Origin of the sequence: Mesorhizobium sp. L103C105A0, from assembly GCF_000502215.1 — a bacterium.
Lineage (GTDB): Bacteria > Pseudomonadota > Alphaproteobacteria > Rhizobiales > Rhizobiaceae > Mesorhizobium.
The window spans coordinates 243687-263764 of record NZ_AYXF01000001.1; the positions used below are offsets into that span (position 1 = coordinate 243687).

Annotated in this window: 24 protein-coding genes and 2 pseudogenes; 16 read left to right on the forward strand and 10 right to left on the reverse strand. The window is 59.7% G+C overall.

Translation table 11 applies throughout. The features are described from left to right. Positions 1-12: 12 nt before the first annotated feature. The 3 genes from X727_RS1000000165455 to X727_RS163240 all read right to left on the reverse strand — a co-directional run bounded on the left by X727_RS1000000165455 (position 13) and on the right by X727_RS163240 (position 2650). On the reverse strand, positions 13-246 hold the full coding sequence (locus X727_RS1000000165455) for a hypothetical protein (RefSeq protein WP_023697367.1): 234 nt from the start codon (positions 244-246) through the stop codon (positions 13-15). A 95-nt stretch (positions 247-341) separates the two neighbouring features. Further along, entirely contained in the window at positions 342-656 is a 315-nt protein-coding gene (locus X727_RS1000000165460; protein WP_155923508.1) for a hypothetical protein, read from the reverse strand. A gap of 1784 nt (positions 657-2440) precedes the next feature. Further along, positions 2441-2650, reverse strand: coding sequence for a DUF768 domain-containing protein (locus tag X727_RS163240; protein WP_023697370.1), 210 nt, complete (start codon positions 2648-2650; stop codon positions 2441-2443). 69 nt (positions 2651-2719) lie between these two features. Here X727_RS163240 and X727_RS163235 point away from each other — a divergent pair, with 69 nt between their 5' ends. The 3 genes from X727_RS163235 to X727_RS163215 all read left to right on the forward strand — a co-directional run bounded on the left by X727_RS163235 (position 2720) and on the right by X727_RS163215 (position 5084). Further along, positions 2720-3025 carry a hypothetical protein gene (locus X727_RS163235; protein ID WP_023697371.1) on the forward strand — a complete coding sequence of 102 codons (306 nt, stop codon included), beginning with the start codon at positions 2720-2722 and terminating at the stop codon, positions 3023-3025. A gap of 1296 nt (positions 3026-4321) precedes the next feature. Beyond that, positions 4322-4630 carry a DUF982 domain-containing protein gene (locus X727_RS163220; protein ID WP_023833451.1) on the forward strand — a complete coding sequence of 103 codons (309 nt, stop codon included), beginning with the start codon at positions 4322-4324 and terminating at the stop codon, positions 4628-4630. Between the two features lie 256 nt (positions 4631-4886). Next, the gene (locus tag X727_RS163215; RefSeq protein WP_023715452.1) at positions 4887-5084 is read left to right on the forward strand and encodes a hypothetical protein; all 198 of its coding nucleotides are present in this window, start codon (positions 4887-4889) and stop codon (positions 5082-5084) included. A gap of 437 nt (positions 5085-5521) precedes the next feature. On the opposite strand, the gene X727_RS163210 is transcribed toward X727_RS163215, so the two are convergent. Both X727_RS163210 and X727_RS1000000167665 read right to left on the reverse strand, forming a co-directional pair. After that, positions 5522-5881, reverse strand: coding sequence for a metalloregulator ArsR/SmtB family transcription factor (locus X727_RS163210; RefSeq protein WP_023833452.1), 360 nt, complete (start codon positions 5879-5881; stop codon positions 5522-5524). 88 nt (positions 5882-5969) lie between these two features. Beyond that, positions 5970-6843, reverse strand: a pseudogene (locus X727_RS1000000167665) (ATP-dependent DNA ligase). A gap of 123 nt (positions 6844-6966) precedes the next feature. On the opposite strand from X727_RS1000000167665, the gene X727_RS163205 reads away from it, so the two are divergent. The 3 genes from X727_RS163205 (at position 6967) to X727_RS1000000165955 (ending at position 7773) form a co-directional block, all read left to right on the forward strand. Beyond that, positions 6967-7155, forward strand: a complete 189-nt coding sequence (locus tag X727_RS163205; protein ID WP_023715450.1) for a DUF3606 domain-containing protein — start codon at positions 6967-6969, stop codon at positions 7153-7155. Between the two features lie 187 nt (positions 7156-7342). Continuing rightward, the gene (locus X727_RS1000000167670; RefSeq protein ID WP_155923316.1) at positions 7343-7543 is read left to right on the forward strand and encodes a hypothetical protein; all 201 of its coding nucleotides are present in this window, start codon (positions 7343-7345) and stop codon (positions 7541-7543) included. Between the two features lie 23 nt (positions 7544-7566). Next, a complete protein-coding gene (locus tag X727_RS1000000165955) occupies positions 7567-7773 on the forward strand; it encodes a KTSC domain-containing protein (protein ID WP_023697380.1) in 207 nt (68 codons plus the stop codon). 690 nt (positions 7774-8463) lie between these two features. Here X727_RS1000000165955 and X727_RS1000000169510 read toward each other — a convergent pair. Then, positions 8464-8595, reverse strand: coding sequence for a hypothetical protein (locus X727_RS1000000169510; protein ID WP_023707393.1), 132 nt, complete (start codon positions 8593-8595; stop codon positions 8464-8466). Positions 8596-8908: 313 nt separating this feature from the next. Between X727_RS1000000169510 and X727_RS1000000167675 the strand changes: the two genes are divergently transcribed. Then, positions 8909-9064, forward strand: a complete 156-nt coding sequence (locus tag X727_RS1000000167675) for a hypothetical protein (protein ID WP_023744425.1) — start codon at positions 8909-8911, stop codon at positions 9062-9064. A 205-nt stretch (positions 9065-9269) separates the two neighbouring features. On the opposite strand, the gene X727_RS1000000168780 is transcribed toward X727_RS1000000167675, so the two are convergent. From X727_RS1000000168780 to X727_RS1000000167680, 3 genes are all read right to left on the reverse strand, one after another. Next, on the reverse strand, positions 9270-9482 hold the full coding sequence (locus X727_RS1000000168780) for a hypothetical protein (RefSeq protein WP_245265752.1): 213 nt from the start codon (positions 9480-9482) through the stop codon (positions 9270-9272). Continuing rightward, positions 9479-10024 (reverse strand): hypothetical protein, encoded by a 546-nt coding sequence (locus tag X727_RS1000000168785; protein WP_245265751.1) that lies wholly within the window; start codon positions 10022-10024, stop codon positions 9479-9481. Before X727_RS1000000168785 ends, X727_RS1000000168780 begins: the two co-directional genes overlap by 4 nt. A gap of 287 nt (positions 10025-10311) precedes the next feature. Next, complete coding sequence (locus tag X727_RS1000000167680; RefSeq protein WP_155923509.1) at positions 10312-10539, reverse strand: hypothetical protein; 228 nt, start codon at positions 10537-10539, stop codon at positions 10312-10314. A 518-nt stretch (positions 10540-11057) separates the two neighbouring features. On the opposite strand from X727_RS1000000167680, the gene X727_RS1000000167685 reads away from it, so the two are divergent. From X727_RS1000000167685 to X727_RS1000000169760, 7 genes and pseudogenes are all read left to right on the forward strand, one after another. Then, positions 11058-11531, forward strand: coding sequence for a hypothetical protein (locus X727_RS1000000167685; protein ID WP_155923510.1), 474 nt, complete (start codon positions 11058-11060; stop codon positions 11529-11531). A 10-nt stretch (positions 11532-11541) separates the two neighbouring features. After that, on the forward strand, positions 11542-11877 hold the full coding sequence (locus X727_RS1000000169515) for a hypothetical protein (protein ID WP_032888130.1): 336 nt from the start codon (positions 11542-11544) through the stop codon (positions 11875-11877). Between the two features lie 29 nt (positions 11878-11906). Then, positions 11907-12341, forward strand: a pseudogene (locus X727_RS1000000168795) (Ig-like domain-containing protein); the annotation flags it as partial. After that, positions 12310-14826 carry an Ig-like domain-containing protein gene (locus X727_RS28175; protein ID WP_245274100.1) on the forward strand — a complete coding sequence of 839 codons (2517 nt, stop codon included), beginning with the start codon at positions 12310-12312 and terminating at the stop codon, positions 14824-14826. The pseudogene X727_RS1000000168795 and the gene X727_RS28175, both read left to right, overlap by 32 nt. Before the next feature lie 201 nt (positions 14827-15027). Then, positions 15028-16701: a type I secretion system permease/ATPase gene (locus tag X727_RS163200; RefSeq protein ID WP_245274101.1), complete on the forward strand. Its 1674-nt coding sequence runs from the start codon at positions 15028-15030 to the stop codon at positions 16699-16701. 19 nt (positions 16702-16720) lie between these two features. After that, on the forward strand, positions 16721-18058 hold the full coding sequence (locus X727_RS163195) for an HlyD family type I secretion periplasmic adaptor subunit (protein ID WP_023833457.1): 1338 nt from the start codon (positions 16721-16723) through the stop codon (positions 18056-18058). 277 nt (positions 18059-18335) lie between these two features. Beyond that, the gene (locus X727_RS1000000169760; protein WP_348524520.1) at positions 18336-18683 is read left to right on the forward strand and encodes a conjugal transfer protein TraD; all 348 of its coding nucleotides are present in this window, start codon (positions 18336-18338) and stop codon (positions 18681-18683) included. On the opposite strand, the gene X727_RS163190 is transcribed toward X727_RS1000000169760, so the two are convergent. Further along, a complete protein-coding gene (locus X727_RS163190; RefSeq protein ID WP_196814966.1) occupies positions 18623-18961 on the reverse strand; it encodes an AIPR family protein in 339 nt (112 codons plus the stop codon). The genes X727_RS1000000169760 and X727_RS163190 overlap by 61 nt on opposite strands. A 192-nt stretch (positions 18962-19153) precedes the next feature. On the opposite strand from X727_RS163190, the gene X727_RS163185 reads away from it, so the two are divergent. Both X727_RS163185 and X727_RS163180 read left to right on the forward strand, forming a co-directional pair. Further along, complete coding sequence (locus tag X727_RS163185; protein WP_023681013.1) at positions 19154-19387, forward strand: hypothetical protein; 234 nt, start codon at positions 19154-19156, stop codon at positions 19385-19387. A gap of 129 nt (positions 19388-19516) precedes the next feature. Then, positions 19517-20056, forward strand: a complete 540-nt coding sequence (locus X727_RS163180; protein WP_023833459.1) for a hypothetical protein — start codon at positions 19517-19519, stop codon at positions 20054-20056. The last annotated feature ends 22 nt before the right edge of the window (positions 20057-20078 follow it).

Genomic DNA, 20078 nt, shown 5'->3' on the forward strand with positions numbered 1-20078 from the left:
GCGGCGTCACCCTCACCCGCCGCCCATCGCGACGTAGAATGTGCAGTCGCTCCACATGGCGTAAATGAACGCAGCCAGCTTGCGCGCTATCGCAGGCCTAGCGATGGCAAGAGCGTTGCCGATCTCCAGGCCCCAGCTCTTGATCTTGTCCTTGCCTTGAAGCGCGTCATCCGTCCCGACACCCGCCTCGGAGAGCGCGCGCCGCACGTCGGCGTCGCCAGCCTTTGAGATAGGGACCTCGAACATCGATCGAAGCGCCCGAGTGCCTGGGCCGCGAGACTAGGCCGAAGTAGGCGGCGAGTCGCCTGAGGGACGAATGCGCGTCGGGTCCTCGATCGCTGTCATGAAGAAGTTGCCGTCACCGGGCTGACGCCGCGGATCGCCATAAAGCGCCAGCATGCCCCGCAGCGCGCGACGGTCCTCATGACCAGATCATGCAGCCGGCAGTACTGTCGCCACAGCGCGCGCGGGCCGGTGAGCATGTCGTCTGTCAACTCGGCCGCAGCCTGCGCACCGCCTGCGCGAAGGCGCCGCCTCCGACCTTGCCCCATGCGGATGCCGAACGACTTTAACGAGTGGCGGACGGCGTTCTCCAGATAGAGCAGCTTGGCTTTCAGCTTCGCCGGTGCGTTAGCAGCAGGTGCGTTCGGTTGCACCTTTCCGACTTGATATAGCCCCAGCGGGACCAGCAAGTGCGCAGGATTTTGGCGACGCCGACGCGTCGGTCTTGTTGAGCTGCGTGCGAAAGCGGAAGCCAAGCCGCAGTCCCCCAACGCCGAATGGCGCCGTCTATCTTTGGCTCATATTGGGACACCCTTGGTTTGGCACCGCAATTGCTTCTAAAGCTTTGTCGTGGCGCGAGGGCGCTGCTTCCTGGTTGGCGAAGCAACAGGGCGAGGTAGGCAATGCGCATCCTAGTGGGACCTGCTAAACGAGAAGGTGTTTCTCGAACGATTTTCCATCGACCGTTGGGCGATGCCGATATCAGATCCGAAACGGGGGCGGTCATCATGTCGATAGATGCCGGCGGCATTTATGCAAGCGGTTCGCAATACCGGTACCAGATTGAGTTGACGCTTGATGAACTTGAGGTGCTTGCGAGCCGTCTGGCAATGAGATCCAACTAGAATACTTGGCCGCGCCAGCTCCCCTGACGCAACGAATCAGCTGCTTTAGCTTCGCCGGACCTGAAGGAACTGTCGGCCGGCGCATGCGGTTCTAGCTATTTCTATTTGGCTGGTAGCATGCTTCTGTTGGATTTTCACCAACGACGGCCGATTCATCATTGGCCCTTGTGCGCGAGCTGCCAGGCTAGTGCACCGGACCGTACCGGACGTCGGTGGCACCGTTCGCTGTCCCGATGCCGCTGCCTGGTGCTCGTCAGCCAGATCACCGCACTCTGCACGCAAGATGGAACTGTTTGAAGAATGGGTTATGGCCAGAGCGGCGCCGACGCGGCTTCCGGCGGCACGCCGCCGTCACCTAGAGAACCGCCAGCGCAAGCGGCGCCAACGCCCGCAACGGTGCCTGGCATCACCCTTCACTCAGCCGGCGCCGCACCCACCTGCCCCACTACATCGTGGTGCAGTTCGGCGAGGAACCCCACTGATCCGGGCGGCATTGTCGCCGAGGTCGTAGCGGCCGTAAGCGGGTATTGATGACGTCTGCGCCCTGGCCAAATCCGCGATCACACGCTGGGCACGACTATTGTCGTCTGAAGTCATAACAGAAAATCGGCTCTGCCAAACTTGCGGGATGAAATCACAAGATCAGAGCGCGTCATCAAGTCCGGCTATAAATCCACCGGCAGAGATTGCGACTGAAGCCGCACCCGCCCTTCAGCACCGTAGCTGATCGCACCGCCTACCTTGGTCTCAACCGCGCTGTCACACGGCTTTCGTTCATTCGCATGGTTCGCGGAGATTGGCATGATCGCATACTCTCATCTCATCCGGCGTCGTCTCCCTCACAAAGCAGCGCCGGTAAGGCTCGGCGCCCTTCTTTTCGTTCCCTGTGTGTGTGTCCAAAGGAGGTCGCCGGGCCTGCCGTTGCTCGGGTGGTTGCTCCTGATGGCTGCGCTTGGCGCCGTGGCCCTACCTCTTCCTTCCGGGTAAGCCAGCGACGCGCTTGCGAGCCGGCTCGGCATGTAGGATTATAGTCCTTGTTGCGGCGAAGCTCCATGACCTGAGATCGCCAATGGCCAGAACCAAACCTTCCGAACAGCTTTCACAGGCGGAAATTGACCGCTTCCTGGCGGCAGCCGAGGCGCTGCACAAGAGCATCGTCGGCCGCTCCTGGCGTACCACAGCGAGCACTACAAAGCTCTTCGTGAGGTCCAGCGGCCCTTGTTGAAGTCGATCGAGACCATCACCGGCAGGAAGACGCAGTTCATAAAATGGAACGGGACAGGACCGGCACAGGCTTGGGAGAAGCCTCCGGGCTAATGCCCAGCCTCGCGCACCTCTCGCCGCCGCATCACCTCCACAAGCAGTTCAAAGACGGTTTCAACCTCGCCGTTGATTTCGTCGGCGCCGATGCCGGCCTTCTCGGCAGCTGTCATCAACTGATCTTTCAAGTCACCGATGGTGATCGGATCCCCCAGCGCCACAATGGGCAGCTGCTTGGCCACCCACTTGTCGAGAAACTTCATGCCGCGTGTGCTCGTTTATTAGCAACCTCTCATCTTGACGCCGCAGCCGCCCACCCCAGAGTCTTGCACATGGCTCGAGGCAATATCAAAGTTGGCGATGAGGTCGCCGTCACTGCGGTTGTGCGCGGCCGGGTGACGCCCGATCGCGTAAGCGTGACGATCCCGTCCTATAACTTCCCGCATTCGGTTGTCGATTCGACTTTGAAAGCCGTGATCGGCCAGAATATGGAGGTCACCGGCACGGTCACGCGCGTCGATGGAGACAAGGTGACCGTGAGCCTCCGGCCATTGGTGACTGTGGACGCCGAGTATGTGCGGCTGGTTGAGAGCTATGTGGCGCCGAAGGGGAAAACGCGGCTTGTTGACAAAGCCTAACGGCACAGCCGACCCAAAGCACAGGCCACTGAAACTTTTCCCTTCACATCGGCTCTGGTCGCCTCGCGCTAGCTGCCGACGATGGGTCGGCATCTTCCCAACTTTGCGCCATGTCATCGCGATGATGTTGACGAAGGCGCTTCAGCAGTTCGCGAGAGGCTTGGATCGCCCTGCGCGATTGATCCATGTTCTGGCACGTGGCGCGTTCCTCCATGGACTTCTGCCACTTTAGCAAGGTGGCGGTAGTCGCAGTGGCCGCTTGAGCGATATCTATGGGCGTTGCAACCATCGCATCCTCCCAAAAGGCAATGGTAACCACAATCTTTATAGGCTTCGAAACCCTTCCTTCAATCAAAAACGGATTCATACGGCAAAATGGCTATTTCTCAGGGGCGCTCGACGGCGGCTTCGTCGCCCTCGGCTTCCATCTCTTGACGATCTGAATGATTGTCCTAATGCCCGTAGGGTCCGGTTCGTGGCAGCGTTCCCTTCGTTCTTCAAGGAACAGCTTGGTGTGCTCGTTCCGCTCAAGAGGCGTTGTCCCGTGCTCTTGAGCGAACTTTCCAAACGCCTTGCGCAGGTCGGCAAGGTCCAAAGCCCAAAGATGCTCACTGCTACCGGGTGCGACATTGCGTTCACCAATCCGCCCATTCTCTCGGAACTAAGTTGGCTTCGCGGTTGAGCCTTCAAGATGGCATTGCGAGATAATTCGCTCGGTTCCTAATACGCATATATCTTCGGCAGCGCGGGGCTTCCTGTCTTCCCGCAGTGGCCGGTGCAGTTAAGCCCCCCACAAGCTTGCCCAACTGCACCGGCCATTCCCTTATGGCTGGGGATGGTCTTTGCGTTCGGCAATCTTTTCCTAGAGCTTCCGTGAAGCCTCTAGTACGCGGCGTGTCTCTTGGATGGTCGATTGTAGGGATTCCAGCTGGCTCTCCGCTCGGCGCTGGCCACGGCGGGCGCTTTCAATGAACTGGTGGTCAGGTTCCCACCGGTCTTTCATGGGACTTAGCCTCTCTTACCGGTAGCGGATCAACGCCAAGAAAACCGCCATCCGCGCGCAACAGCGGGTTTCCATAGTCACGGCTACATCCGAAGAATCGACCGCTCAGATTAGGAAATGTGCGGTTCTCGCTACGGTTCCATACAATTTTAGAAAGCCATTCCCTATGGCTGGGTCGTCCCAATCCGTCGATTCAATTGGCTTGTGCTAAAATGGGTCAAAAAATCAAATAGGCATGGAAACCAAAAAGCTCTTGTTGCGTTCGGCGCACTAAAGACCGGGAGGTTGTGCCCATGGGCACCTTTTTACCGCTGTTCGTTAAGCTGGTAGACCGGAAATCAATGACGGTTTCCTCTATTTGTGAGGCCGAGGATGCGCTCCAGGGGCAGTGGCCAAATAAGGGTGCGGCGGCCTATAGGGATGCGTGCCGATTGATCGCGGAGGCCAAGGATGGAAGCTGCAGTCCGGCCGTAGCATTTGCGGCGTTCAAGGCCGCCGCTATCGACCAGCACTTGCTGCAGCCCGAGCCCGGCGCTCGGCATGTCGAACAACGTGCCATAAACCATCGTGATGATGAACCGCCGTCCCCGAGTATCAAATAGAGACCGACACACGGGATCTCGCTTGGTCGCGACGGTGGGCTCGCACCGTACCGGGGCAGGTGTGATGCGAGCCCGGCCGAGTCTTGCGGGACCTCGACCAGCAGCGAACACCCACTCGCTGCCGTTCTATCAACATGCCCCCAAATTTCAGGTTCCGCTAATGTACAAAAAAGCCCACCACCGTTCAGGTAGTGGGCAGTTTTGGGAGACACTGATATGGGAACAGTGCGATCGCCCCAAGTGTTTCGAGCCTACAATGTTCCAGGGGGATTCACAGTGCGGGCGTTTCTATGAAGGCATGGACACGGTTTCCGATGATACCGGCCAGGCCTCAGGGAGCCCCGCCGGACTTGTGGCGCCGGTCCGCGCCTTCGCCTTCGATGTTGCCGCCACGCTGTTCCTGGGCCTCGCAGTCGGCCTTGGTGTTGGCTTTGGAATGGCGATCGTGGGTTAGATCGCGTCCTTCCTTCGTTTGTATGTTTCGTGGGCATTGGTAGCAGTGCCCATATGTTTGCCAGCCGGCGCTAAGTATCACCGGTCAGGCCCAGTGGCCGCCCGTTAGCGCCCCCCCGCAACAAGCTGCTGGGCCGCCCTATGTACTGCCGAGGCGAAAAAAGCCGCTGCGCGAGATGGTCAACTAGCGCCAGTGAACTGCGCGAACTAATTGCGCGCAAAACGCATAGGCGGCGGGCTTTTTGTCTGTCCGGGGAACAGGCGTCAGGCGGGTGAGTTGGGTGGTTGCAGCGTCTCCCGCTGCCAACCGATGTCGACGGTTGAGGCCCGTGCTGTGCTTTACAGGCTGGCGCGGGCCGCTCGTGCCCCGTTAGGTCCATCGAACTTAGCGATCCACCTGGTTCGGGTCGCCCCCGTTTAGGTCTTAGATTTGCCTTCTCAGGCCATTCGCAGCCGGCGAAGTCTATGGGCGACGTAGTGCGGACCTGGCCCCGCGAGCGGTCGTCCGGTCATCAGGAAGCCGTCCAGCATAGCTAGCAATTCGCGCGCTGCGCCGGATGAGCAGTAGTAGTAGATTACTTGACCGTCGCGTCGGGTGCCGACAAGGCCGAAGGCGCGGAGCTTGGCAAGATGCTGCGACAAAGCCGACTGGCTGAGTTGAACTTTCTCGGCGAGGACACCGGCCGAAAGTTCGCCGCCGGCCAGGTGGTTCATGATCAAAAGCCGCTTCTCATTTCCCATCAAGTTGAGAAAGGCGGAGACGGTTTTGGCACTGGCGGCAAGGCTTCTTGAAATCATCGAATCAGACTAAGGTCCTACCAAGATAGGAACTTAAGTCTGCAGGAACGCGGAATCAAACCCTCAGTTCCGCCAAAAAAGCAAATTCCTATTGATCCTCATCCTCGCGGAAATCCTGCAGCCATGCAAGCCGCAGGTCATCCTCGCCGCGCAGATGCTTCACGCGGCCGATCAGCCTCGGCTTGACCCATTGCGTGGCCGGCCGCTTCACGATGCCCTTGGGCGTCGTGCCTGAGTGCTCCTGGACGCGTTTCCATAGCCTCTCGCGCAATTTCCCGGTTCAAGGTGACGAATGCGCTTCCGACATAGCGCCCGGTGCCGCGCTCAGCCATCAGAGCGAAAGCCGGCTTGCCCGCTTCACGCTCGACGCCGAGCAGATCGAACTCGTCGATCGCATACCACTTGGCCTTCAGCCAGTTGGTCGACGGACCGCTTCGGTATTTGCTGTCCTTCCGCTTCGACACCAATGCCTTCAAGTCCGGCCTTGTCGAGCAAGTGAAAGATGGCCTTCGCTTCGCCCGGCAGGGGCTCGCCGAAATTGAATGCGCCCGCCGGGCTCGATCATGCTGGCCAGGATCTCGCGCCGCTCCTCTAGCGCCTTATCGCGCATATCGTGGCCGTTAAGATGAAGCAGATCAAAGGCAACAAAATACAAGTCGTGCTGCCGGCGGGTGATGGCTTTGCGCAGCGCTGCGAAGTCCGAAAGGCCCTTGTCGTTCAGAACGAGGATCTCGCCCTCGACAATGGCGCTTTCGGCACCAAGGCGCTTGGCCTCTCTCACCAGGTCGCGATATTTCGCCGTCCAGTCGTGGCCGTTGCGCGTATAAATGCGTGTGCCGACTTCATCAATGATCATCTGCGATCGGTAGCCGTCGAACTTGACCTCGTGGGTCCAGCCTTCACCCTTCGGGAGGCTTCTCCACAAGGGTCGGCATCAACGGCTCGATGAACTTCAAACGCATGCACTGACCCACCCTCCGGCGATGCAATAAGATTAAGCTAAAATAGGTCCGAAACCGGAATCAGCCTTTTGGTGCAACAAACACGTCAACTCGGCGTTGCGGGATGAGGAAGGAGAAAACGATATGGCCGATGACAAGAGCAAGCGGGGTTTTCGCGATCGGGACCGTGTCTCGGCCGACGAGGATTATGAAGTTGAATATTTCGCAACAAAGACCGGCATCACACCCCAGCAGGTCAAAGAGCTGATCGCGAAGCACGGCAACCAACGCGAGACTTTGGAGCGGGTAGCCAAGGCGCTGCGGAAACAATGACCAGGCTATCTGATCTCGGCAGACCACTAGTCGGGCACCGACATAAAGGCCCGCCCGCGAGCGAACTCGCGCATTTCCTCCCTTGCCCTGTTTGCGGTCAACAGATCGACATGCGCGATTTTCGCCAGGTCACTTATCATGCCGATCCGGAGCACGAGCCGCTCGAACTGGACGCTTAGGACCAAAAGTGCCGAAATACCACGTTGAGGAAATGGACGGCGATACCGTGACGGCTACCCACATCGTCCATGCGACAACGCCGATCAGGGCGGCGCGGGAAGCGACGGATCGCGACATCACTCTGCGCACCAGCGAGCCCATCTGGATCAGGGTTGCCGACGAAAAGCGCGGCCACATATTCGAATACAGTTTTAGCCAACTCGGCTAGCTGAGTTTTTTGAATGGCATACCATGCCGTCGACCTCGATACGCAAGTTCGACTATGACCCCAACACTAGGGTTCTCTCGGTTTGGTTTGTAGCGAGCGGGAAGCATTACGAGTTTTTGGACGTACCTGCTGAGGCCGTTGCTGCGTTCAAAGCTGCCTTTGCCAAGGGCGTCTATTTTAACAGCCACATCCGCAATCGTTATGCAGTCCGGCTCGCGCCAGGGCGCTGACATCTGGAGACGCCGGGCTTGTTGGGATGGCCCGCGCCTGCTTCCGAGCGCGGGCCGACCATGATGAGTGAGGGGCCATCTTGGTCACCGGCAGGACCGCTGAGAACGCGAGCCGGGTGTGACCGAACAGCCTCGGAGCGAGGATGTTCCCGGCTGACGCAAAAAGGCCGAAGGGCGCAATTAGCACCGACTTAATTAGGTCCGGATCATTTTAACGAATCGTTGACCGCGCTGTCCCAGAATAGGACGGCGCGGTCAAACCCCAACCTTGGCTGCGCAGGCGGCTTCGGCACTCAGTTCCACCCCCGAGCTGTCGGAGCCGCCACCCACCCCACACTTATACCAGCAATGGTTGAATCAACCGTTACTGCACGTGCTTTCATGGCGCTTCCCTGATCGTTAGACTTTGACGGATCAAACAGGGGATTCACAGATTCGGAGACTCGACCGATGGAAACGATCTTCGATGACATCGGCAACGGCCTCAGAGCGCCCGCACAGACGCATGGCGCCCTGTATGCGCCTTCGCATCGACATGGCCGGCAAGCTGTTCCTTGNCCTCAGAGCGCCCGCACAGACGCATGGCGCCCTGTATGCGCCTTCGCATCGACATGGCCGGCAAGCTGTTCCTTGGCGTCGCAATCGGCCTGGGCCTTGGCTTTGGAATGGCGAACGCGGGTTAGACCCGACCTATCGGTTCGGGCGGTCCGTAGCCAAAACGTTGTAGAGCACCAAACACGCCAGCAACGAAATGACGCTGCCCAGCAGGTCGCCTAGGGTCAGGCCGGAAAAATAGACAAGATCGAACGCCAGTACCGCCATCGCTCCAGCCAATCATGATTCGGGACACTGCCGACATTAACCGTTAGTCGGCACTGTTCCGGTCTGGACAACCTGTTCAATCTTTTCGTTGAACTTGCGCCATTCGCCAACAATCCAAAGTTAGGCGAAGCAATCAAGCTTGCGAATGAATACGCCTCGGGAGACGTCCCCATCGGCCAAGAGGTTTTCGAGGCCATCGGAGCGTCGCGGAAAGAAATGATAGAGAGTTGGCGAAAGAGGCGGAACGCTATACGGTCTGGCAAGCTCGCTCCCACACCACGCAACCTAATCCAAAGTACCGCGAGGAATAGGAATGGCTAAAGTCCGCAAGCGCACCCTGCCCTCCGGTGAAGTTCGCTGGCCGGCAGACTACTTCGATGCCGGCTGCAATCGCCGCGCCAAGCAGTTCGACAAGCGCAAGGATGCCGACGGCTATCCGGTAAAGGTGCGACGTGACCTGCAGCTATGATTCGAATCCAGGTTCCCCAGAAAGCGATTTTTCCGTTTGATCATTAGAACATTTCGTGTCAGTCGGACGCACGGTCGGTAATTTTTGTTCCCGTTTCGAGCTTGCGGATGGCGCTTTCGCCGAGCGCCGGATCTCGGTTGAGGAAGGCTGTGGCCGGTGATCGTTGCGATTTCCGGCACCCAGGCCTCGACGAGCGCCAGGCGCGTTACAGCAGTCCCGCGAATGTATTGAGGGTCACTCCGACCACCCCGGCCGAGGCGCAGGCCTTGCGCCACGATGATCGAAAGCCATCTGAGGTCCATGGCACGCCGTCGCTGTTCAAAAGTATCTGCCCGACCTTGTCGCGCAACGCCTTGAGCGGCCCTCCGACGGGAATGACCACACGAGTTCCGGTCTTGGATTGCTGCAGGCGGATCACCTTGCCGTCATACTGCTGTCAAGTGAGCCGCAGCAGGTCGCCCTGGCGCCGGCCGGTCCACAAGGCCAGTGTGAGCGGCAGATGCAGGTGCGCGGGAGCGCTGGCATAGAATGCGGCCTCGTCGGCGGCAGTCCAGACGTTAGCCACCCTGGTGCCGCGATAGAGGCGCCCGCCCTTCTCGCAAGGATTGGCTGAACAAGGCCGCGACCGTGTCCCCAGGACAGGATCCTCGCCAGCACCTGCCAGCCATAGTCTGCCTGTCGGCGCGATGCCTTGGCGCGCTCGTCGCGCCACTCCATGAAGATGCCGTGCGTGCGGCGGTCGCTCATGCCCGACAGCGGGAAGTCACCGAATTTCTTTCCGATAACCTTGATCAGCTTGACATAGTCGGCTTGCTTGCGCGGCGCCAGGTCATCCAAATCCGAGCTGGCCTGAAATTCATTCATCACGGACAGGAGCGCGCCCTGGCGCGGCTTGGCCTTGGTCGCGGCGGCAGCTTTGTAGGCCGCGATGAATTCGGGATCTCCAGGCTTGCCAGGCAAGGTGGCCCGCCCTTCCAAGCCCACTAGTAGGTGACGAGGCTGCCGTCGGCGAGTTGTTTCGTGCGGCTGTTCAGCCCCTTAAGACGAACGCGCATGATTTTTTATACACTGGTCGATGGGGTTTTCCGGTTCGCTCGTATGTGTAGCGGCGATGACCACGATCTTGCCCGTCGCCTCTACCCTGCCAGGCTCCATGTTGCCTTAGCGTGCGCTCTTGATCCGCGCGCAATATCGGCAATTTTGAAGGAGATCAGTGTGCCGGCCATTTTTGGGTTGCTCCCGCCTTTTCAGCCGCCGCGTTTTCCAAAAGATTGGTGAGGTTTTGGATTAACTGCTTGGAGCAGATCCTTGACGGGCAGCCCCATCACCTTCTCGATGCCAATTAAGACTTCCAGGACAATTCGAGCCGGCCTGAGAATGATCGAAACCGGATATTGATCGCGCCTAATTACCTCTCCTACCGGAGACGATGCATCGAAATCAGACCATCCCTGCCCTTCCTGGTCGAAAGACAAGGCCAAGGTGCGGAAATTCGGACTCTTGGGACCTTCTCAGATGGTTACAGCAACCGACACAGTGAAACGCAATTGTCCATGAGATCGGCGGTTGCTGCTACACATTCACCTGACTGGGGCATGCGTTTCTGGAAGGCGGTCCGCAGCCGGTTCCGTGCACGTTTTATTTTGACTGTTAACTGTCACGCTAGTCGAATGTTGACGACTCCCCCTCGGAAGAGTTAATAATCTCCTAATATAAGCATTTTCTTAAAAACATGATCGGCAGCCGACGAGTTTGCCGACGCAAGGGGAGACGCAGCGCGACGACCAATCTCGTCGCAACATCATCATCATCATCATCAACATCGAGCCGCCATCCGTAAACGGTACTGCTGAGTCAGCCGTTCGCAAGGCGTAACATAGCGGTGGCTGGGTGGGCTGACTAAGTCTATGAGCTTTGATAGCGAGTGCTTTGTCTTTTCAGTGCGGTCGGTAAACGGATGTGGGGGCATCTGTGTATGAGTAAGGGGGTTATAATGGCTGCTTCTCAAATCATAAACGCCGACGGAATGTCGACGTTGCTTCCCGATACGCCACAGGGCGGAGACTATACCTACCGCTTAGCCGAAAATGCGCCCGTCCCCATTTCCACCGTTCTGACCATTATATCTCTCGATGGGTCGAGTAGCGATCTGGCCGAAATCACACTTTGCTCTCCGAATGATGAGTTTTCCGCCTCGACCGATCCGAAGAAGCCCGCTGTTGCCTGCGCAGATTCAGCAGGCATCAAGCTGTGTTTGCCGGACTCGCGAGCGTGGGCGTTTGGCATTGGTACACATGCCATTGGTCTGGATGCGAACTCATTTGGTCCGGCGCTCTTTCCCAGGATCAAGCCGTTTGTTGGCGAAGGCGAACTTGCCCTCATAGGTTCACAATTTTTGAGCGACGCCGCTGCAAGCGGCAGGTCAATGTCGGCACTTCTCGATCGACAAGAACAACTAGCGAGATAGGGGACGGGGTATGGCAACGGCAACTGGTACAAGCGGCAACGACAATCTGGTCGGCGGTAGTGGAGACGACGTGCTTTTGGGCGGTGCCGGAAGCGATCGCCTGAATGGCGGTTCAGGCGCCGATACGCTCGATGGAGGCAGTGGTTTCGATACGGTCCTGGGCGGATCGGGAGCGGACACGCTCATCTATCGCGCGTGGGAAAATCAGTACAAGTTTGGTAGCCAAGTCTACGGCACAGGGACAACCGTCGGACAAACAGCCTTTTCCGGCTACGACACCTACGACGCGGTAACGGCAATGCTGCGAAAGGCACTGCCGAGATCGATACGCTCGCTATCTATCTAAGCAATGATCAACTAGCCAATACGTCATTCATGACGGCGTTTAACACCGAACTTGCTCAGTTTCGTGCCTTCATTGCCGCGAACTCGAACACGAATACCGGCCAAGCAGGTCAGGCAGAATTTACATTCGCCACGATCAACCTCAAGGTCTCCGCGATCGAGCGGGTTGTCGTTCTCGATAACGCCGGGCATGTTCCTGTCTCCGTAAATATTGTCTACCCTTCCTTAAATGATGGTGACAACAACTCGGTCGTGACGTTCACTTTTCTTGGTCCGGTGACGGGCTTCGATTCTGCCGATGTTACGGCAATGAATGGCACGCTGACTGATTTTGTGAAGATTGATGCTTCGCATTATACGGCGAAGTTCACGGCGGCAGACGGTTTTGATGGTCTTGGCTCCGTTTCGGTAACGGCCAGCGGCTACACCGACCTTGCCGGCAACACCGGCGCGGCGGGCTCCGATACGGTCACCATCGACACGCTCAACCCGAGCGTCATCGTCAACATCGTCGACGGCGCGCTCAGCGACACCGACAACAACTCGAACGTCACCNACGGTCACCATCGACACGCTCAACCCGAGCGTCATCGTCAACATCGTCGACGGCGCGCTCAGCGACACCGACAACAACTCGAACGTCACCTTCACCTTCTCGGAGAAGGTCAGCGACGCGACGTTTGCCGGTCTGGCAAGCGGCGCCGGCATCACGGTGGCGGGCGGCACGCTGTCGGCTCTCACCTGGAACGCCGGGCATACCGCGGCGACGGCGACGTTCACGGCGACCGACGCCAGCGAGACGGCGGGCTCGGTGACGGTTGACGCCGGCTACACCGACGTGGCGGGCAATCTGGGCACCAGCGGGACGGACACGGTCACCATCGACACGCTCAACCCGAGCGTCATCGTCAACATCGTCGACGGCGCGCTCAGCGACACCGACAACAACTCGAACGTCACCTTCACCTTCTCGGAGGCGCCAGGCGCCAGCTTCACGGTAGGCGACATCACGCCGACGAATGGCACGATCACCGGCTTCACACAGGATACCGCGACCACTTACCACGCCACCTTCACGGCGACCGACGGGGTTTCTGCGACGGGGTCAGTATCGGTGGCGGCTGGCAGCTACACCGACCCTGCCGGCAACACCGGCGCTGCCGGCTCCGACACGGTCACCATCGATACCGGCGGCGATACCACAAAACCGTTCGTCGTATCACCAGCCACCGTCACTAAGGCACCCACAAATAACGATAGAACTGTTGTTCTCACGTTCAGTGAAGCTTTGACAGCAGGTACATTTACCGCCGCAGATTTGCAGGTCGTAGGTGGAACGATTTTCTCAGTGACTGCGAACGCCACCCAAACCCAATTTACAGTAGTTGTGACAGGCGTGGGCAACTCCGGCTCGGGAACTCACTCGATTACGGTACTCGCAAACGGCTATACCGACGTTGCCGGAAACCCAGGCCTAGGCTCAAATGCAATTCCCATAAATAATCCCGGAAACCAAAGCTTTCCCGCCGGCGTCTCCGGCGAGCCCATCAATCTCGCCCTGACCGATCCGTCACAGCAAGGCGCGCTCATCACCGTCACAGTGAAGGACGTGCCTTCGGGCTGGAGCATCGATGGCGCAACCGACAACGCCGACGGCAGCTGGACGGTTGTGACCAGCGACCTGCACGGCCTGACCGTCACCACGCCGGCCAGTTTCACCGGAGCAGCCGTGCTCGACGTCCAGATGACCTGGATCAACGTCGACGGCACCGTGGGCACCGCGTCGGTTGCCGACAATGTCGAGGCCTACGCTCCGGGCTCGCCGATCTTTGCCTGGTCCGGCGACGACGTGCTGACCGGCTCCAGCGGAAACGATCTCTTCGTCTTCTCGCAGCCGATCGGCAACGACACGGTGCACAGCTTCGACGCTGCGGCCGACCAGATCGACCTCATCGGGTACAACGGATTGGCAAGCTTCGCCGACGTCCAGGCGCATATGGTCGACGACGCCAACGGCAACGCGGTGATAGCGCTCGGCGACGGGCAGTCGATCACGCTTGATGGCGTGCACTCAAGCGCACTCACCGGAAGTAATTTCGTCTTCGACCAGACGCCGGTGGTCAACAATTCAGGCACCATGACGATCGGCGACGGCGCTCTGCTGCCGCTGAGCGGCATTATCAACAACAGCGGCCTCATCACGCTCGACTCGATGGGCGGCGATACGCTGCTGCAGGTCATCCAGCATGGCGTGACCCTGCAGGGTGGCGGGCAGATCCTGCTGTCCGACAGCACCGCCAACGTCATCTCCGGCACGGGGCCGGGCGTCACCCTGGTCAATGTCGACAACACGATCTCGGGGGCCGGCCAGCTGGGCGGCGGGATGCTCAGCCTCGACAACAGCGGCACCATCATCGCCACCGGCTCGAATGCGCTGGTCATCGACACCGGGGGCAGCGTCGTCGTCAATTCGGGAACGCTGGAGGCAACCGGCTCCGGCGGCCTTACGATCACCGGCGGGCTGGCGAATTCCGGCATGATCTGGGCCAATGGCGGTAACATTGACATCAACGGCCAGGTCACTGGCGACGGCGATGCCACGATCGGCAACCTGTCGAAGCTGGAGTTCGGCGCGGCCTCTTCAACCGACGTCACGTTCGCGGCGAATGCTGCCTGCACATTGCAGCTGGACGATTCCTTCGATTTCAGCGGAAGCATCGCCGGCATCACCAATGACGACAAGGTGAACCTCGAAGACATCCTGTTCGGCACCGGAACGTCCGCTGCCTATCAGGCGGACCTCGACGGCACCGGAGGAACGTTGACCGTCACGGACGGCACGCACAACGCCACGCTCCACCTGCTCGGCGTCTACGATGCCCACAGCTTCACACTTGCCGACGACGGCACCGGCAGCACGGTGGTGCAAGTGAGCGACTTTGTGATGTGAACCAAAAGGAGAGCCGCGCGGACAGGCGCGGCTCTCCTCATGCTGCCGGTTCCTGATTCAGCTTACGAATTAAGGTTTACGGCAGGAAGAGGAAGGGATCACGTGGCCGGTTGGACGATCAGGAGTAGTATCGGTTCCGGGCGTGGACAGGGGGGGCGGTTTTCCGCTGGGTAGTTGAGTCTCGACAACAAATCCAAGATTGTGAAGGACGCGCTTCGCGCATGCCGCCGCTATTTTCTCGTTGCGGCGGCATTCAGCCTGGCGATCAATCTGCTCTATCTCGCGTCCCCACTTTACATGCTGCAGATCTACGACCGGGTCGTCACCAGCGGCAGCGAAACCACGCTGGTGATGCTGACCCTTGTGTTGCTGGCGGCCTTCCTTTCGCTGGCCGGCCTCGATCTGGTGCGCGCCTGGGTCCTGACGCGTGCCAGCGCGCGGCTCGACCGGCTGCTGTCGGCAAAGATCCTCGCCGCGTCGGTCGAAACCCCATCGCCGGGCTCCTCGCAAAGCCAGCCGATCCGCGATTTCGATACGTTCAGGCAGGTGATCACCGGCAGCGGCATCCATGCCCTGTTCGACCTGCCATGGTCACCCATCTACATCGGCATCATCTTCCTGCTGCATCCGTGGCTCGGTTTCTTCGCGCTGGGCTGCTCGCTGCTCTTGATCGCCATGGCCGTGCTCAACGAGTATCTCGTGCGTTCGCCGCTGAAGCAGGCCAACGACCTGGCGACGACCAACTACAACTTTACCGAAATGAGCCTCAGAAACTCGGAAGTCGTTCGCGCCATGGGGATGATCGACGGTCTCATCCGCCGCTGGGGGCGCGACCGTAACTTGGCGCTGCGGCGCCAAGCGGAGGCAAGCGATCGCGCCGCCCTGATGTCCGGCCTGATCCGGTTCCTGCGGCTCACCATGCAGTCGCTGATCCTCGGCTTCGGCGCCTATCTGGTGATCGAGCGGCAGATCACCGGCGGCACCATGTTTGCGGCGAGCCTCTTGCTGGGCCGGGGGCTACAGCCGGTCGAGCAGATCGTCGGCCTTTGGCGCAGCCTGATCCTGGCCCGGGCGGCGTTGGCAAGGGTCGAGAAGCTGGTCGACGGGGGGGCGCTCAACGAAAGATCTTTCAACCTGCCGAAGCCCACCGGCAAGATTTCGGTCGAGCAGGTCAGCTTTGCAATTGCCAGCCAGCAGAAAGTGCTTCTCCGCGACGTATCATTCCGGCTGGACGCAGGCGAGGCGCTGGGAATCGTCGGCCCTTCCGGCGCCGGCAAGTCGACGCTGGCGCGTCATCTCGCGGGCGTCATGCAACCCAGCCGCGGCACCGTCAGGCTGGACGGGGCCGACCTGTCGCAGTGGGGGCACGACGCGCTCGGCGACCACATCGGCTACCTGCCGCAGGATATCGAACTCTTCGCCGATACGGTCGCCGCCAACATCGGCCGCTTCAAGACCAATGTCGACCAGGAGGTGATAGCCGCCGCGCGGCTCGCCGGCGTTCACGAGATGATCATTCGGCTGCCGCAGGGCTACAAGACCCAGATCGGCGAAGGCGGCGCAGTGCTGTCGGGAGGATATCGGCAGCGGATTGCTCTTGCTCGTGCGGTATTCGGGACGCCGAACCTGATCATTCTCGACGAGCCGAGCTCCAATCTCGACGCCGATGGCGACCGCGCGCTGAGCGAGTGCGCGATCGAGCTCAAGCGCCGCGGCAGCACAGTGATCATCGTATCGCACCGGCCTTCGACCTTGGCCAATGTCGACAAGATCCTTCTGTTGCGCGATGGCGCCGTCGAGGCCTTCGGCATGAGAAACGAGATCGTGGCGCTGCTCAACCAGCGCGCGGCTCCAATGGCGGTGGCAACCCAATGAGCTGTGGCCGGAGAGATCGATGAGCGACGGCGCCCTCACCTACCGGAGCCTGTCCGGCGAAACCGGTATCCTGGCCCCGGATTCGATCCGGGTGCCGGCCTCTGTCGGCCTGCTGATCATCATTGCCTTCTTCGGTATCTTCGGCGGCTGGGCGGCTTTTGCCCCGCTGAACGGCGCCGTGCTCGCCGACGCCATCGTCAAGGTGGAAGGCAATCGAAAGAGCGTACAGCATTTCGACGGCGGCACGGTGAAGGAGATCCGCGTCAAGGATGGCGACATCGTCAAGGCAGGCGATGTGCTGGTGGTGCTCGACGACACGCACGCCCGTTCCGAATTCAACCTCTATTCGCAGCAATATGCGTTGTTGCGCGCTACCGATGCCCGCATTCGTGCAGAGCTCGACGGCCATGAGGCAGTCGCCTTTCCGAAGGACATCACCGCTGAGCACCAGGCCTATCTGCAGGACGCGATGACCAACCAAATTGCCGACCTCGGGAGCCAGCGCGCCTCGATGGCCGGTGCCAAGCAGATCCTGCAGAAACGGATAGCCGAACTCGACGAGCAGATCGATGGAAAGCAGGCGCGCGTCGAATCTTTTCGTGCGCAGCTCAAGTCGACAATTGATGAAAAGGCAGGCCTCAACAAGTTGCTGAAGGCCGGCCTGACAACGCGCACGCGTGTCCTGGAGCTCGACCGCTCCGCCTCCGACCTGCAGGGCCTGATCGACCAGACTCTCGGCGATATAGCCGGAAACCGCCAGAGTAAGGCCGAGCTTGAAAGCCAGATTGCGCAGCTCACCAACGAGCGCCGCGCAAAACTCTCAACCATGCTGATCGACGCCCAGTCCAACCTCGCCGACCTGGTACCGAAAATGTTCGCCGCGCAGGCCACGGTCGACCGCGCCGAAGTGCGGGCGCCCTATGACGGCCAGGTGATGAATCTCACCGTTTTCTCGACCGGCGCGATCGTCGCCCCCGGCCAGACCATCCTCGACATCGTGCCGACTAGGAATTCGTTGATCGTTCAGGCGCAGGTGAAGGTCGAGGACATATCCAGCCTGCGCGCCGACATGACGGCCGAGGTCCGCTTCACGTCCTACAAGCAGCGTTCGATACCGGTCATTCATGGACGGATCACCCGCATTTCGGCGGATCGCGTCACCGACAGCAAGACCGGGCTTCCCTACTATCTTGCCGACGTAGCGGTCGATCCCGCGGAATTGGCCGGGGCCCCACAGATTGCGCTTTATCCGGGCATGCCGGCGTCAGTCATGATCCTCACCGAGGAACGCACCGCACTGGACTACATTTTAGGCCCCCTGGTTGTGTCGTTCCACTCCGCGTTTCGCCAGAAGTAACGAGCTTCGCGCCCAACATATTCGCGTTTTTTCAATTTGCGGACGCGGTCCAAGGTAGGTGGCGAGACCCATCTTATTCGATCGTCTGCGCCATCTCCAAGGCGGCCCAACCCATCCGGGAGCTTATTTCGATTTCTGGCGATTACGGTTGGGGTAGTTCCATGTTGCACGAACTTTCCGGCTCTGTGTCGCTTAAATCCTTTCTTTCCGGGCATGTCTCGGCCCATTCCTTGCTGTCCCTCCAACATGGCTGCAACACAAATTGATATGTTTGTTCGTGTATGTTCGTCCGATCGGCCTCCTCGTCACGGCAGGCATCGTTGATCTGACCAACTACGATCGCGCTGCCAACTACGGCGCGATGCTCTGGATGACCGCGAAGGTCCAGAGCCCAGAAGGCGAGCAAGCCCAACGATTATGGACTGAGAAGGGTAGCCAGGCGTTCGATACTGAAGGGCATGACGAGCGGATGGGACGGCGAACTTACCCACAGTTGGCGCGAGCAGCGGCCGGCACGAAGCCCGAACAGCAGACTTCTCCGGTGCGCCAGCGCCGACGCCGCAGTCAAACGCCCGCGCAGGAAGCTTTCGTCGCTACCGCGCGCACGTTCGTAGAACCAGCGTGACTGACGTTGCATCCCGCCCGCCGGGCGCGCCCAGATCGACCCGAAAGCTCCTGCATCCGTCGGTGGAAGCGATGATTGGACGAGAAGTCGGCCATGTCGACCTCGTTCTGATTGTTGGCCGACTGGGAGACGCGCGGCGCGATCTCCCCGGTGTCACCATCGTCCAGAATCTCGATAATCTTGAGCGGCACTTGGAGGCGGCTCGCGTCCACATCCTCCTTGCGCCACGCGCGGAAGATCGAACCGGTCGTCTGCCGCGCAATCACGCTGATCAGCAATGGCAAGACCTACGTCGAGCCCACAACCACCGCGTCCGTTTCCGCGGTCTGGGCGAGGAGCTGGGACATGGACGAAGGTTTGCTATCTAAGAATTCGATGACTGCTAAGGCACTGAAGCGCAAAAATCGCGATCGTGGTTACCCGGTGGGCAGGCCATTGGAACCAGTTCGCGAATTCGGCGTTGCGAGCGGATGATCAGAAGTTTCGCTTACGCTCTTATCCTCGTCCAGGTATCCATGGCGACCGCGCTGGCTACACAGGTATTCCTGTCGACCGCCGAGGAAGCCCGTAGCTCAGAACTCTCGCTGGCGCCGGCGCCAGGCGAAGAGGGATGCGCCAAGGCGATGTGGCCCAATATTCCGGAACGATGTCTGCAACGAGTCGAGCCGAAGGTGGTGACGCTCGTGCTCACCCAAAACAACTAATGGCGCATGGCGCTTTCTGATATGCAGCTGCCATGCGCCGCTGGCTGCGCTGCCGCAGGACCACCAACGCTCCGTTAAGCCTCGCTCAATCTCTGCAAGCTATCTTGTTGCCAATTTGTCGAGGGTGACATGAAGCGCAAGTCGATAATGCTCTTTGCCTTCCCAGCTCTGATCCTGCTGATCTTGGCAGGGGAGCGCATGGCGACTTTCTTGCTGGGAGCATATCCGGCCAGTCCCACAATGTGGCGGTTTTGGCTTGAACTAAGGCCGCTGTCGACGATGTTCTGGCAACAGGTCGATCTTTATCTCGGGTCGTCGATGGTCCTTGATGCCTTGATGCTGGCCGCCGCGTCGATCGTTTGCTGGATGGCGTGCCGCACAAGAAGGTCGGCCGCGTTCTTCTTCCTTGCCAACCACGTCGCCCTGCTTTTCGCCGGGTTGATGATCGCTGTCACCAGCCATTCCGAAACAGCCAGCACGATCGCCTCTTTCACGGTACCCGGCGGCCTTCCGTTCCAACTTACGGTCGATTTCACCTTGAACAACAGTCTTGTGCTGTTTCTGGGCGTGACGGCATGCGCCTACTGCCATGTCATCTTCCTCAGCGAAACCCGACAGCGGTCCGAAGCGCTGGCCGCTAGGCTCGTTGCTCTGCAGCGAGATCTCTAGGATAGCCCCACCTTTTTCCGGC